5 protein-coding genes are annotated in these 15,553 nt (G+C 63.7%); all 5 read right to left on the bottom strand.

From position 1 onward, the window contains the following. Positions 1-2: 2 nt before the first annotated feature. The 5 genes from NKI69_RS29875 to NKI69_RS29855 all read right to left on the bottom strand — a co-directional run bounded on the left by NKI69_RS29875 (position 3) and on the right by NKI69_RS29855 (position 15,473). On the bottom strand, positions 3-1,325 hold the full coding sequence (locus tag NKI69_RS29875; RefSeq protein ID WP_023810881.1) for a DUF8189 domain-containing protein: 1,323 nt from the start codon (positions 1,323-1,325) through the stop codon (positions 3-5). 31 nt (positions 1,326-1,356) lie between these two features. After that, positions 1,357-1,881 carry a phage tail protein gene (locus NKI69_RS29870; RefSeq protein ID WP_023810880.1) on the bottom strand — a complete coding sequence of 175 codons (525 nt, stop codon included), beginning with the start codon at positions 1,879-1,881 and terminating at the stop codon, positions 1,357-1,359. Between the two features lie 9 nt (positions 1,882-1,890). After that, positions 1,891-2,397, bottom strand: coding sequence for a phage tail protein (locus tag NKI69_RS29865; protein ID WP_023810879.1), 507 nt, complete (start codon positions 2,395-2,397; stop codon positions 1,891-1,893). Positions 2,398-2,409: 12 nt separating this feature from the next. Further along, positions 2,410-2,910 (bottom strand): phage tail protein, encoded by a 501-nt coding sequence (locus NKI69_RS29860; protein ID WP_023810878.1) that lies wholly within the window; start codon positions 2,908-2,910, stop codon positions 2,410-2,412. Positions 2,911-3,125: 215 nt separating this feature from the next. Then, entirely contained in the window at positions 3,126-15,473 is a 12,348-nt protein-coding gene (locus tag NKI69_RS29855; protein WP_352723099.1) for an inverse autotransporter beta domain-containing protein, read from the bottom strand. Between the last annotated feature and the right edge of the window lie 80 nt (positions 15,474-15,553).

Genomic DNA, 15,553 nt, shown 5'->3' with positions numbered 1-15,553 from the left:
CGTCAGACCGGCGGCGTCAGGTCGCGCACGACGACGATCTGCTTGAGATTGTTGTCGGTCAGCGACGTCCAGTTATACTCCCATTCGGAACTGTCGATGCCCATCTGGTTGATCGTCCACAGGCCGTTGGTGCCGTCCGGCATGAGCGCCAGGCTGAACAAAGCGAGCCGGCCGTCGGCATTGTAGTTGAGCGTCAGGCGCGTCGAGCGAAGGGATGCGCCGAAATCGCGCCATCCCGACCAGTTCTGGGTATAGGCATCCCATTGCGCGTTGAATTGGAGGAAGTGCTGCTGGTCGGCGGCGACCAGCACGATATCGCCGTCGCCCTGGATGCCGGCGGCAAGCGCAAGGTTGGGCGCCCTGGAGTAGCCGGGTGTCGCCCACTGCGTCCACGTATCCGATCCGGCGGGCATCTGGCGCGTGTGCAGCACCTGGCCGTTCTGGGTCAGGGCGAACAGATTGGTGGCGCCCAGCGGGCCGACGACCGGCGCCATCTCGATGAAGCCACCTGTCTGGGTCGTGTCGATCTGCACCCAACCCGTCCAGTCGGCGGCCTTCAGGGCCTGCGCCTTCGCCTGCTGGCAGCGATAGAGATGCAGGTTCGAATTGATGCCGAACAGGGCGATGCGGCCGTCGCCCTGGCGTATCGCCGAAACCGTCACCAGCCCGCCGGGGATCTGGATCCAGTCGCTCCACGGTTTGGCCGGCGGCGTCAGCACGTCGACGGTGACGACGATCGGTGTCGTCGTGCCCGGCGGCGTGATGGTTTTCTGCACCTGCACGATCTGGTCCGGATTCTGGTAGATCCACCAGATGCGGCCCTGATTGTCAGTGACGAAGACCTCGATGCGGCCGTCGGCATCGCGCGCCATCGAAAGCTTCTGATAGGAGGTGGCGCCGGGCGGCGTGCCGATGCCCATCGGCGCGGTCCATTTCTCGACCGGGCCGATCTGGTTGGCGTCTTCGGTGATGAAGGACAGATTGGTGGTTCCCGATGGCTGCGCGACCACGGCGACACGGCCGTCCTTGGTGAGGCCCGCCGTCATGATCACCCAGGCGCCGGGCGCGATGAACGACCAGGCCGAAGGCCATGGCCCGTTCGGCGAAAGCTGCGCCTTCTGGATCAACTGCCCCTTGGCGGAATCGATCCCCACCACCATCAGCCGCGACAGTTCGAAAAACGACGTGCCGGCCGGCTTGTGCTGGTAGACGGGCGCGGGACCGGAGCGCACCGGACGCCCGCCATCCCTGGCCTTGGAAGCCGCCCTTGGCGCTGGCGTCTTCGCGGCGGGGGCTTTCGACTCTGATGCTGCTTTCTTGGCCATCGTATTGGTCCCTGCCCTGTTGGCTCGGAATTCAGGTTCTTGGTGGGAAGACGCCTTGCAGTGCGATGCAGAAATAGAGCGTCAGATAGGGCTGCAGATTGTTGTGTGGCAGGTCGCCGCCGGCGGGGGGGAGCGATTGAGGACTCATCTGCGTCAGGTTGGCCGCCGGGGTATAGATTGTTGCGTTGGTGGATTTGGCCAGGCTTCGCGTCGATGACGGCGCATTGAGCTCGCCCAGATCAATGTCATGGTCGCGCATTGCGTGAGTGTGGTTAGGAATTTCCGATTCGAGCAGGGTTACCGTTTCCGTACCGCCAGGCTCGCCAAGATCGTGCAGGGACAAGCCCGGCCCCTGACCCCAGAACATCGGCGCACGGCCTTGCAGATCGGGCAAAGCGAAATTGGACTTGCCGTCGCCGCCATAAGTGGTGCCTAGCAGCGAAAACAGCGCCGTGTTCTGCGACAGCGGCAGCAACTGCCCGTCGCACCACGCCCAGCCCCTGGGCGCGAAATTGAACGGAAAGATCCGGATTTCGGCGACGAACGGGTCAGCCATGATGTCCTCTCAGGTGGGCGACGGAAAGATGCCGAAAAGTGAAATGATAAAGCTGATGCAAAGATACGGCTGGAAATTGTTGTGCGGCTGGCTGCCGCCAACGGCTGTTACAGCCTGCTGGGCCATGTTGGTATCGGTCGTGTCCTGGATGTAGGGCAAGGCGCCACCGCCAATCTGTGCAACGACCTTCCCGCTGGGACTGGTATCTTGACCAATATTCAGGGACGCGACCATTGGATGGCTGTGTGAAGGAATCTGGGAAATTGTCATATTGACTTCCTCCACGCCTCCCGTCTCCGCGAGGATAAAGCCGTTGCCCTGATGGAGCGGAACACGGCCTTGCAGGTCGGGCAGCGCAAAGGTGCTCTCGCCATCGCCGCCATAGGTTGTGCCAATCAGCTGGAAAAGTGTCTCGTTCTCCGAGATCGGCAGCAATTGTCCCTCGCAGAACATCCAGCCGGCCGGCGCGAAGTTGCCGGCAAACATGCGTATCTCGCCAACGTAAGGCTGTGCCATGGTCGCGCCTCCTTAATTTGGCGAAGGAAAAATGCCCTGCAGGGCGATGCAGAAGCTCAGCGTCAGGAACGGCTGCATGTTGAGATGCGCCTGACTGCCGCCAATACTGGCAATTGTGCTCGGGCTCAGCGTCGTCACGTTCGCGAAGTCGCTATACAGCCGCCCCGGAACCACCCCCAAAACGTTCCCAACACCATCTTGGCTACTACCGGTGTTTGTGCTGGCCTGCGCAAAATGAACGTGTGTCGGCATTTCGGAAATCGACAGCGTGTGGTTTTGCTCGCCACCGCGCTCGCCAAGTGTGTGACTGCTTCCGACGTGGATTGGGATACGTCCCCGATAATCGGGCAGTGCGAAATTGACCTGGCCGTCACCGCCGAAAGTGGTTCCAAGCAGTGAAAATAGCGCCTGGTTCTGGTTGATTGGCAAAAGCTGCCCGTTACAGAGCGCCCAACCCTTGGGCGGGAAGACAAATGACATAATCCTGATTTCCGATAGAAATGGCTCGGCCATGTCTCGCGCCCTCATTAGATATCAGTAGAATACACGGAATGACACAAAAGTCTACTTGGCTCTCTAACAAAATAGGACTTTATAAAATAATAGACAGTATTTAAATAACGAGAGGCGCAGGAAGACAGTACACATCCAAGGCTGTAGATCATCGCACCAAGATCACGGCACTGAACCGGCCGAGTGGTGGCCTTTCTACCTCATCAGCGTCGTCATCACGGGAACGGCGGCGTGGCGAGCCCGGCAAATCCGGTCGAGTCGGCCGTCGCAGTTGATGCAGAAACAACTGTATTGCGGCTGTTCAGATAGGCGATGGCGGCGGCCAGATCCGTGGGGGCCCCGGCATAGCCACTAAGGTTGATCGTCCCGTTGTTGCGTTGACGTACCCGGATGTCGCCGGCCGCCATGGTGCCGCCAAGCGAATGCGTGAAGGTGTTGGCCAGAGCGCCGGCGCCGCCTATGTTCAAATCGATGGATGAACCATCTCCCGTCGGCGACGTGATGCCCGACTGAACGAGAATGCCAGCGACTGCATTTCCGGCGCCATCCAGTTTGATGTCAATCGCGTTGCCGGTTATCTGGGCCAGGATGCTGCCGGCGCCGTCCTGTCCGGTCTGGACAAGGATGGCGCGTTGCGAGCCGGCATAATCGATGGTGTTGTTTTTGATCCCGACCCGCATGGCGCCGCCGCCGGCATTGATTACCGATATGCCATCAGCTGTCAGCCCGTTTGCGACCGTGATGGTGTTGTTTTCAATTCGAGCGTCAAAAGTGAAGCCGTTGTCGAACGCCGAGCCGAGTAGGCTCACCACGACGAAGTCGCCCGTGGCCGTACTGCTCAGCGTGTTGCCGGTGGCGACGAGGCTCACATCGCTGTTGTCCCCGGCGCTGACGGACAGCTGATCGTTGTTGCTGCTCGACGTGCTGTTGATGACGTTCAGGTTCATCGTGGAACTGTCGAACGCATCGGCGACGATACCACCGCTGAAGTTGTTGCTCGAATTGGCACCCGAGAAGTTGATCGTGGCGTTCGACGTTCCACGGATGCCGAACAGATACCCGCTGCCAAGCACGGCGCCGGTCGAGCTGCCGCCTGAAATCGTCAGCGCGAGCGTGCCGGACTGGGTCTGCAGCTGGAAGTTGTCGTCGCCGCTGCCCATGATCGTGGTGTTCGTGACCGCGCTGATGCCGGACATGTTGTAGAAATGGATGCCGTCTTCATCCGCGCCATTGCCGGCATTCGATATGCTGCTGTTGCTGAGTGTGAAGTTCGAAACGGTATTGCCGTTGATGCCTTGCTCGGCGCCGCCCGAAATGGCGATCCGGTCCAGCGTCGCCGTAGAGACGTTTTGAAGGTGGATGGCCGCGTTGGTCGCGAGGTTGTCACCGGTCGAAAGCCCCGAATTGTCGGCATCGAGATCGTCGGTGCCGGCATTGGTGAAATTCATGTTCTTCAACGTGATGTTGCTCGCGCTGATGAAACTGGCGCCGCGCCCGGTTGTGTTCTGAATAGTGCCGCCCGAGCCGGCGGTGGTGCCGACGCCTGTAACGGTCAATCCAGCCGAGCCCGTATTGTTGAGCACGATGCCGTTGGTGCCGCCATTCGCCGAAATGCTCTGGAAATTCAGCCCGCTGGCACCGATCGTCGTGTTGACGACGTTGAGCGCCGTGCCTGTGCCGGAGGTGATCGTGTTGCCGGTGCCCTGCACCGTCACCGTGCCGCCGCCCGTGGCGCTGAAGCCGCCGCCGCTCGTTGTGTTGATAATCAGCCCGCCATTGGTGAAGCTGATGGTCGCGCCGGGGTTGCTGGTCAGAATGACGGCGGCATTAACACCGGTCGAGAGCGTCTTGACCGCGCCGCCGAAGTTGATCGTGCCGCCGGCGTTGCTGAGCACGGCAATGCCCAGCCCGCCATCGCTGCGAGTGATCGTGCTGGCGCTGTCGAAATTGACCGAGCCGCCGGCCATGCCGCGGATGTTGGCGACATTGCCGCCAGGGTTGGTGATGTCGACATTGTTCAGATTGACGACCGCGCTGACGTCGTCATTGCCTGGCGTGCCCTGGTCGCCATCGACGACGAAGGCATTGTTCGCAGCCCCCGCGTCGGTCTGGATGGCGACATTGTTGAAGGTGTAGGTGCCGGTCGCGTTGTTCAGCGAATCGCCGAGAATGGTGATGCCGGCCGTGCCCGTCAGGCTGGCATTGTTGACGGTGACGCTGCCCGCCGCCCCGTCGATCACAATGCCGGTGCCGCCGGTGTCGTTGAGCCCGTTCGCCACGGCGGTGGTGAAATTCACCGAACCGCCGGCGGTGTCGGCGACGACGATCATGCGCTGGCCGGCGGTGGCTTGCGTGATCGTGCCGGCATAGGTGACGGTGGCGGTGCCGCCATTGACGTTGAACGCCGTGCCGCTGGGGCTGATGATCGAGGTGCCGGTGCCGAAATTGAACGTGCCGCCCGAGCCGTTGAGGATGTCGACGCTGGCATTGCCGCCATTCAGCGTCGTCGTGCCGACGAAACTGTAGATGCCGTCCGCATTGTCGAACTGCAGGCCGGTGCCGTTCGTCGCCGACAGCGTACCGGTAGCGAAGTTGAGCGTGCCGCTGTGGCCGCCCGCGACGCTGACCAGGGTGGCATTGTTCGCCTGGCTGACATTGCCGGTATAGTTGAGGTTGGCGGTGCCGCCGCTGACAGCGATGGTTGCCGCGCTGCCGCCGACCAGCGTGCCGGTGCCGAGATTGATCGTCCCCAACCCGATGACGTTGGTGAGGACGACGGCGCTGTTGCCGCCGGCGCCGTTGCTGGTCGAGGAAAAATTCATGCCGGTGGCCGCGACGGTGACGCCGCTCAGGTTCATCGCCACACCGGTGCCCGTGGCGATGGAGTTGCCCACGCCGGTGACGCTGACCGTGCCGGAGCCCGTGGCATTGAAGCCGGCGCCTGCCGAGGTCACGATCGCCAGACCGCCGCCGTTGAAATTGACCGTCACCGGGGCGCTGTTGCCGGCAATATCGACGCCAAGCCCGCCGCCGCTCATGCCGATGGCGTAGCTGGCGCCGCTGATGTTGTAGGTGCCGCCGGTATTGGCGGTGATCGATATGCCGGTGCCCCCACCGGTAAAGCTGTTCGAGGCGCCGGACACCGTCACCGTGCCGCCTGCATTGTTGTTCAGCGATACGCCCAGCCCGCTGGCCGTCAGATTGCCGCTCAGTGCGACGAGGCCGGCGCCGGCAAGCCGGCTCTGGACATTCAGCGCCGGACTGAATGCGCCCGAATTGTTGACCGTGCCCGAATAGCTCACGGCAGCCGTGCCGCCGACGACATTGAAGGACGCGCCCGTCGCCCCGCTGAGCGCGCCGGTGCCGAGATTGAGCGCTCCGCTGACATTGGTCAGGCTGACATTGTTGACGCCGCCGGCCGACGAGGTCGAATCGAACGCGATGGTGGCGGCGACACCGGAGAGATTGATCGCTGTGCCGCCGGTTGCGTTCACCGTCTGGGCGGCAGCCGTAGCGGTGATGCCCATCGTGCCGCCGGTGGCGAGAATGCCGGTTCCGGCGGTGGTGTCGATGGTGACGCCATTGGTGAAGCTGGTTGTGCCGCCGGCCTGCGAGAGACCAACGCCGCTGGTCGTGTCGATGTTGGCGAGACCGGTGACGTTGAGCGTGCCGGTCTGGACTCGGATGCCGCCGCCTGTGTTGGGGACGGTGACATTGTTCACCGTCACCGTGTTGAAGTTGAAGGTGCCAGTGTTGGTGTTGATGGCATCGATGCCGAAGCCCGTCGTGTTGGTGATGCTTGTCCCGCCGGTGACGGTGAAGGTCCCGGCGACGCCGTCGAAGATGATGCCGCTGGCGCCGCCTAGGGCGCTGACGGTGGCAAACGTCATGTTGACGGTCAGCGGATCGAGATCGAATGCCGCGCCGTTGTTGGTGGTGACCACGCCACCGCTGTTGTTCAGCGTGAAATTGGTGGTTTTGGTGTTGGCGATGACACCGGTGCCGCCATTGTTGGCAAGGCTGAGCGTGCCCAGATCAAGGGTACCGCTGGTGTTGGTGAAACTGAGGCCATTGCCCTGCACGCGAGCGCCTGGGTTACCGATGCCGAGCGTGCCGGCACTGACCGTGCCGCCGGCGCCGTCGGAATCGAAGCGGACATTGTTGAAGGCGATGCCGCCGCTGCCGGCGCCGCCGGTCACCTTGTTGCCGGCAAACGACCTGATCGCAATTGAGTTGTCGGTTGCATTGATGTTCTGACCGGCGAAGGACGCTGCGAGGCCGGAGCCGGTCGATTGCAGCGTGTTGCCGTCAATCGACAGCAGAAGCGTATTGGCCGGAGCTCCCGTGGTGGAGAAATCGAGCGCGTTGCCGCCGGCGGCGATGGTGTTGTTCCTGACGAAGAAACTGGAGGCGCCGGTGGCGTTGGCGGCAACGCCCGCACCGGAACCGAGATTGCTGACGATCAGGTTCTGGATGCCGCCCGTGAAGATGCCGCTGCCTGATGTCGCCAGGTTGATGACCTGCGTGGCGTTGTTGCTCTGCAGGACCGGCCGCAGCGTGTCGATGCCCCCCGGCGCCGAAATGATCGGCGAGTTCTGCACCGTGGTGAAGTGGAACGCGGCGGAGGCGCCGCTGCTGGTGTCGACACCGAGCTGCGAAACATCGACGGCCGCGTCGCCGCTCTTGAAGGCGAGCAGCACCTGCCCGTCATCGAGGTTGAACGTGGTGCCGCTGAGGTCGATGGTTTCCTGGGCGCCGTTGACGTTCTTGTCGATCAGCACCACGACGTTGGCCGTGGAAGCCTGTGCGCCCGCGTAACTGCCCGGATTGGCGAGGCTGCCGTCGCCGGTGCCGCCTTCGGTGACGTAGTAGACGCTGATCGATGACAGGTTGGAAACGTCGCCGGTGAAATTGACGTCGTTGAAATTGTAGTCGCCATTGGTCGGCAAACTATCGGTGGTGTGGATGACGTGGCCGCCGGTGGTTGCGATCGACGACTCGGCCGGGCCGGCGCCGTCGCCGAACACCAGCCTGGCGTTGGTGGCGCTGGAGAACTGCACGCCATAGCCGACATTGGCGATAGTCGATTTCTGGCCGGCCGGATTGTTGTTGACGGTGTCGCCGAGCTGGATCGTGCCCGTGCCGGTGGTGCCGGCCATGTCGATTCCGATCGTGCCGGCGAAGCCGCCGCCGTCTACATCAAAATCGTCCGCGGTGATGTTGCTCGCGCCGAGCGCCGCGCCGTTGAGGTCGAGGCCGACCGCATTGGCGGCATTGAGCCCGATGGTCAGGCTGGCGAAATTCAGCGTCGAGCCGAGCGTGCCAGAGACCTGGACGCCGGTCGTGGTGACGCCCTGCAGGTCGACCGCGCCGAGATTGAGGGTGCCGCCGCTGACATTGTTGAGCGATATGCCGGTCGCCGCGCCATTGACCGAAATCGTATCGAACTTGATACCACCGGCGCCGACCGTCGCGCCTTTCGCCCCGGCGACGACCGCCGTCGCGTCGCCAAGCTTCAGCGCCGTGCCCGTGCCGGTGGTGATGGTGTTGCCGTCGCCGGTGACGCTGATCGTGCCGGGGCCAAAGGTGCTGGCGGTGAAGCCGGCGCCGCTGCTGGTGGTGATGACGAGGCCGCCATTGGTGAAGTTGAGCGTGCCCCTGGTCTGCGGGTCCATCACGTACGACGGTGCCTTGACGATGGCATCGTTGGCGCCGGTGTTGAATATCTTCGACGTACCAGAGAAGGTGACCGTGCCGTTGGCCGAGCCGCCGATGGCGACACCCTCGCCACCGCTGTGATCGATGGTGCTCGAAATATCGTATATGCCTTCGGCATGGCCAAAGAAGTCGAAGGCCGTCGATGACGTGGTGGAAACGACGGAACCGCTCATGTTCAGACGGGTCGCATCGCCGCTGGCGCTTATCACCGATCCCGCACCGACCGTGATCGAACCTTTGTAGGTCAGCGTGGTGAAGGCCAGGTCATTGCCGCCGCCGAGGCTGATAGCCGAGACGGTGGTGTTCGTGATGCTGGCGCTGCCGTTGACGCCGACGTTGACGGTCCCGCCCTGCGAGCTCTGTATGATGCCGAACTGGCCGCCATCGATGGTCAGGGTGGATCCGGCGACATTGGCGATGTTGACGGTGCCAACCTCGGGACCGCCGATATCGAACCCGGCATATTGGACGTCGAGATCGATCGTGCCGGTGAAGTTGACCTCCCCGGTGCCACTCAGGGCGTACAGCCAGGCGCCGGTGTATCCAGTATCCCTCAGGCCGCCGATGTTGACATCCCCGACGAGATTGGCGCCCAACAGCGTCACGCCGGCACCGCCGGGGTCGCCGGGAAGAGCAGGGATCGTGGAGTCCGCCGAGATGCTGTCGAAGGTAATGCCGGCGCTGCCGACATTGGCACCATACACCACAAGTCCGTCGCTGCCGGCATTGATCTCGTTGCCGGCGCCGGTGACGGTAATGATGGTGGAGGTTGCGCCAGCCGGGCCTAAATCGCCAATTGCGACGAAGCCCGCCCCGGTCATTGTCGTTATAGCAAGGCCACCATTGGTGAAGTCGATCGTGCTGTTGGTATTGAGTGCCGGGACGGCTGAAGCGTAATTGCCAATGATGCCCAAGCTCACGCCGTCCGTCGCGCCCGAGCTGATCACCTTGCTGGTGCCCGAGAAGGTGATCGCGGCCGCGTCGTTGCCGGCAACGACGATGTTGCCGCCGGCCGCCGCATTGGTATCGGTGAGATTGCCCGACAGCGTCACCGAGCCGCCGGTCATGCTCTGGATCGACACCGCGGCGCCCGTGCCGTTGCTGGCGATCGTGCCGCCATAGGAAATCGTCGCGTTGCCGCCGCTGGCTGCGGTCCCCGAGCCGACATTGAACGACGTGCCCGAACCGGTGTTGGTCAGCGTACCGGTGCCGAAGCTTGCCGTGCCGCTGAGGTTCTGCAGGTCGACGCCGCTGCCGGAAGCGAATGTGGCACTTGTCGAGGCGAAGTTGATACCGGCCGTGATGCCGTCGAGCGCCGCCGCCTGCGCGTTGGTGGCGTTGATCGTGCCGGTCACGACATTGACCGTGCCGCCGCCGGTGGCGCTGAACGCTGTCACGCCGTTCGTGGAGACATCCAGATCCGCGAAGGTGATGACAGAGCCCGTATTGCCGGTCAGCGAAACGCCGCTGCCGTTGACCGTCGCCTTGTCGGCGAAATCGACCGTGCCGCCGGTGCGGTTGGCGATCGAGATGCCGCCGCCGGTCAGCGTGCCCGCCGGTCCGCTGTTGGGCAAGGTGCCGCGCGTGACCGTGATGTTGCCGGTGCCGCCATCGACGTCGAGCAGCGTGCCGGCAACGTTGATGTTGTTGTCTGTGATCGACAAATTGCTGTCGAGGCCGGCAACCTTGAACGCCGTCTGGCCGGTGGCGACATTGCTGACCGTGACGCCCTGGATGACGATACCGCCGACATTGCTGAAGCCGGCAGCATTCTGGTCGATGGTGAAGACCGAACCGCTGCCGCCAGTGAAGTCGAATGCGGTGTCGCGCACCTGATTGCTGCCGAGCAGCTGCAACGTATCGCCGCCCGTGCTCTTGACCACGCCCTCATTGCCGGTGACGTTGCCGCCGGTGGCGCCGAGATTGCCCTGGACATTGATCGGCTGGATGGTGCCGGAGGTGATGATCGAACTGCCGTTGCCGAAGCCGGCGATCGACTGGCCCGAATCGAGCGTGAACGGCATGGCGCTCAGATCGACCGTGCCGACAAAGGCGAAGGTCAATGTGCCGGTCATGGCATCGGCCTGGGCGGCCGTGACCGTGGTCACCGCGGCGCTGAGCCCGTTGGTGCCGGCAGCGATCACGCCACCGTCCTGGGAAATCATGACGACCCCGCCGACCGCGCTGGCCAGATTGGCGCTGCCGGTGAAGGCGACATCGTCGAAATCATAATTGCCGAGCGTCGGATCGAGCCCGATCGTGTTGACCGTGTAGCCGCCACTGGCCGCGCTGATGAAGGATTCCAGCCCGTCGCCCGCATTGCCGTCGCCAAAGGTGAAATTGGCGTTGGCCGACGTCGCCGTTGTGCCGCCGGACGACAGTTCGACGCCGACGCCGACCTTCGAGATGCTGGAGCCCTGCAGGAAGGTGATGGTCTTGTTGCCGATGGTCGACGACAGGTCGATGCCGCGCGAGGTCAGGTCGTCGGTGCCGGTGATCGTCGTCACGCCGAAATCGGCTGTCGTTGACGAACCGCTGAAGTCGATGCCGGTCTGGTTGGCGCCGGCGCCCAGCGTCACATTGGTTGTTCCAAATGTGACATCGGCATTGGTCAGGGCGAAGTTGATGCCGGCTGGACCTACGGTCGAACCCATCGTCACGCTGGTGGTGCCGAAGGTGACGGCGCCGGCATTGTTGGTGATGTCGATGCCATTGCCCGTGGCGCCCGACACGGTCACCGCCCCGAAGGTCGCCGATGCGGTGCTGGCGACATTGGCGACGGCCAGGCCAGTAGCCGTCGCGCCGGTGATCGACAGCGGAGCTGTGACGTTCAGCGTCGCGGTGCCGGCAAGGCCGGTGACGACGGCGCCACCGCCGCCCGTCGCAGACAGCGTCGAGCCGATGAAGCTGATCGCGCCGCCGACCGGGGGCAGCGACGAGCCGATCGCGAAAAGATTGCCGGTGCCGGTCGAGGTGATGCTGCCGCTGAAGGTCACCGAGCCGCCGGTGGTGCCGTCGACCTTGACCGCCGTGCCTGGCGCGGTTGCCGAGCTGAATATGTTGGCTGCTACACCGATTGTCGCGCTGCCACCGGAAATGACGACACCGTCGCCAACGCCCGAATTGGTGATGGTGCCACCGAGGATCGTGATCGAGCCCGTGTTGTTGGTCAGGCTGACATCGGTGCCCGCGACATTGGTCGTCACCAGATTGGTGATGGTGAAGGTCGATGACGAATCGTTGATTGCAACGCCGTTGATGCCGGCACCGGTGCCACCGATAGTGACATTGCCACCCAGGAACTGGCCGCCCGAGACGGCATTGAAATTGAGCGCTGTGGCTGCCACGACGCCTGTCGTGATGCTGTCGAACGCCATGCCGCCGGTGCCGATGGTGACGCCGTCGAGATAGATCGCGTGGCCGGTGCCGGTGGTGATCTGCTCCGTGCCTGCGGCCGCGACTGTGATCGTGCCGCCCCCGGTGGCGCTGAAGCCGGTGCCGATCGTCGTGGTCAGATCCAGCCCGCCGGTGAATTTGATTGTGCCGCCGGTGTTGCCACTCAGGTTGATCGCGAAGGCGGTGGCGGTGCTGGCGGTGATCGCTCCGCCGAACGTGGCGCTGCCGCCGCTCATGCCGGAGATCGTCACCGCGCTGGTAGCAGCGGTCTGGTTGATGGTGCCGTTGTAGGTCACGTTGGGCGTCGAGTTGCTGATGGAGAAGGCGTTGCTGCTCGTGTTGGCGATGGAACTCCCGACCCCGAAGGTCAAGGTTCCGCTGGAACCGCCGACGATGCCTATGCCTACGCCGCCGCCGGTGATGTCGAGATCGTCGAAGGTGGCGATGCCGTCGAAATTGTTGGTGGACAGCGCGGCACTGGTGGCGTTGGTGATCTTGGTGTTGCCGGTGAAATTGACGGTCGCGCTCGAACCGACAAGCGCGATGCCGGTTTGAGATGCGGTCTGGACGGTCAGGTCGTCGACCGAGACCGTACCGGTCACTCCATCGAGGAAGAGGCCGGTAGCGACATTGCTGACCGTCACGCCTTGGACGGTCAGGCCATTGATGCCCAGGCCGTGTATGCCGGCGGCGGCGCCACCGGAAATATTGAAATCGAGCAACGTGTTGCCGTTCCCCAGCGTCACGACATCGCCGCCGCCGGAACTGGTCAGCGTTGCCGCGCCCGCGGAATCCGAGATGGATTCGTCGTGATGGACGTTGGTGCCGGTGACATTCAACGGCACCCCGCCGAGCGAGAACTCGCGGCCGTTGCCGAACGAGGCCAGTTCCTGTCCGTCGCTCAGCGAGAAGCCGGTGGCGTCGTCGATTGTGCCGCGGTTGACCAGCACAATGATGGCGTCGCTGGCGGTAATGCTGTCGGCATAATCGATCGAGGCGAGGTCGGTGATCGACGTGCCGCCGCCCGAAGCCCCGGCCGCGACGAAGATGTAGTTGCGCAGATCGTAAAGTTGCGGGCCGGTAAACTGTGTCGTGCCGAAGGCGTAGTGGCCGCTGCCCTCATTGAGCCCGCGCGCATCGAGCGAGGCGGTGATGCCGGAGATGGAGCTGGAATCGCCGCCGAAGGTAAATTCGGCGTTGGCCGTGGCCCCCGGCGTGCCGGCTATGCCCAGCCGCACGCCGGTATCGACATTGGTGATGACGCCGCCAACGGTGATGGTGATGACCGCCCCGCCAACACTCGGTGAGGTCAGGTCGATGCCGATCGAGCCGGCAGCACCGGTGCCGGTGATGTTGAGCGACTGCGCGGTGAAATTGGTCCTGGATCCGGAGAAGTCGAGGCCGGTGCCGACACCCAGTCCGGAGATGACGATGTTGCCGGCGACCACCGCCGCATTGACGCCGGCAAACGAGATGCCGTCGGCGCCGGGGTTGGTGATGCTGATGTCGCCGAAGCGGATCGTCGCCGGCGAATCCGAAATGGCGATCGCTGGTCCGGTCGTGTTGGAGATCGTCGTCGCACCGTTGACCGTGAAGCTGCCCGCGACATTCTCGAGCACGACACCCGACGTGCCGCCGCTCTGGCTGATCGAGTCCAGCACCACATGAGCGGTGATCGGATCGATGAAGACGGCGGTGCCGCCATTGCCCGATATTGTGCCGCCGGTGGTGGTGAACGTCCCGCCGGTCGAGGTGCCCTGCACGGTGATGCCGCGGTCGGTATTGTCCTGCGCATTGACGGTGGCGAAGGTGTAGGTGCCCTTGCCGGTGATATCGAGACCGTCGTCGAGATTGCCCTGCAGCAGCGTCGTGCCGGTGAAATTGTAGGTGCCGTCGCCGTCGATGTGCAGACCGTCGAGGCCGTTGCCGGTGGCGGTGAAGTTGGAGCCGGTGATGCCGGTCGAGCTGCCCGTGAAGTCGGCGCCGTTGCCGCCCGCACCGGTGACCGTCACATTGGTCAGCGTCGCGCCGGTGATGTTGTTGCCCAAAATGCCGTTGGCGCCGCCCGTGATGGTGATGCCGTTGAGCGTGTTGCCGTTGCCCAGCGTGATGACGGGGTTGACGACGTTGGTGCCCTGGATCGTGCCGTCGCTGCCGCCCAGGTTGAAGGTGCTGGTGCCGCCACCGAACAGCCTGGCGGTGACGCTTTCGCCGCCGCCGATGACGGTCTGGCCATTGGCGAGCGTCACGCCGCCGGTCGTCAGATTGCCGTTGCCGCCAAGCGCGACGACAAAGCCGTTCGCACCCGACTTGGTCACGGCGTCGTCCAGCGTCGTCGGGTCGGCCAGCGTGCCGGCGCCGGCGAGGCCGCCGTCGGCGAAATAGAACTTGCCGAAGGCGGCACTGGTGGCGGCGTTGATGGCGATGCGCGTGGTCGTGCCGCCGGTCAGCGTCTGCGACTGGACGCGGACGCCGATGTCGCCACGCACCCGTTCGTTGACGCGCTTGCGAAGGCCTTCGCTGACCGGATAGACCGGCTCCGCCCCGCTATCGGTCCCGTCTGCATTGTCCGAGCCGCTGCCAGGATTGAACGGGATGTTCAGCCGCACACTGCCGGCGAACTGGGTGTCGTCGCGATTGTCGTTGCGGACCTCGCCGGCGAAGACCAGTTCCGTGTTGCTGCCGAAGACATCGCCGATCGTATACTCGAACCCGGCCTTGGCGCCGGTGACGCTGCCGTCGTCGCCATGCGGATCCTCGAAATGATAGCCGCCGATGTCGAGCCGCAGCGAATGCTTGTCGGGCAGGGCGACCGGCACCTGCGCACCGATCTCGCCCTCGATGCCCCACGCCGCGTAGTCGCGGTGGTCGATGACCGAGATCTGCTCGATCAGCTGGTTGCTGACCATCGACAGGGTCGAGCTGGCCGAGTGATCCGTTGAATCGCCCTTGATCGGCAGATAGACGTTCACATGCGCATCGAAATGAGGCGTGATCGCCTCGGCGCCCAGCGTGGCGGCGGTGAACTGGGTGGAGTTGTAGTTCTCGATGTTGAGGTAGGCGTGGCCGCCGATCATCAGGTCCGGGTTGACGATGCGGCGAATGCCGAGGCCGACATCCTGGCCGAAACCATCCTTGAAATCGTGCTTGGCCCGGACATCCAGGAACAGCACGGATTCGGCCGTCTGCTTGAGCGGGATGAAACCTTCGAGCGCGGCGTTGCCGCCATTGTTGTCGGCGCCGATGATAGCGCGGATCTGCGGCTGCCACAGGCCGTTCGGATCGGCATGGGCCGCCGGACCGGAAAGGCCGAGCGCCAGCGTCGTCAGCGCCGTCGTCTTCCAGAGATGCCTGGCGATTCGCGAACGGCGATAGCCGGCGCGAGCGTGGAAATCCTCCCCACGCGCCGCTATCTCACCAACTTGCCGAGAAGTCTCGGTAGTTCCCATCCCTGGCGAGTCCTTCGGGGACTACACGCGCCCCGTGTAAATCCTTAATCGAATTCTATTGTATAGCGAGTCTCGGGCGC

The sequence above is a fragment of the Mesorhizobium sp. M0491 genome (assembly GCF_040321265.1).
Lineage (GTDB): Bacteria > Pseudomonadota > Alphaproteobacteria > Rhizobiales > Rhizobiaceae > Mesorhizobium.
This window is presented reverse-complemented; position numbering and strand designations above follow the sequence as displayed.

Coding starts and splice junctions, on each gene's coding strand:
- NKI69_RS29875 (WP_023810881.1), bottom strand. CDS start 1,325: ATGGCCAAGAAAGCAGCATCAGAGTCGAAAGCCCCCGCCGCGAAGACG.
- NKI69_RS29865 (WP_023810879.1), bottom strand. CDS start 2,397: ATGGCACAGCCTTACGTTGGCGAGATACGCATGTTTGCCGGCAACTTC.
- NKI69_RS29870 (WP_023810880.1), bottom strand. CDS start 1,881: ATGGCTGACCCGTTCGTCGCCGAAATCCGGATCTTTCCGTTCAATTTC.
- NKI69_RS29860 (WP_023810878.1), bottom strand. CDS start 2,910: ATGGCCGAGCCATTTCTATCGGAAATCAGGATTATGTCATTTGTCTTC.
- NKI69_RS29855 (WP_352723099.1), bottom strand. CDS start 15,473: ATGGGAACTACCGAGACTTCTCGGCAAGTTGGTGAGATAGCGGCGCGT.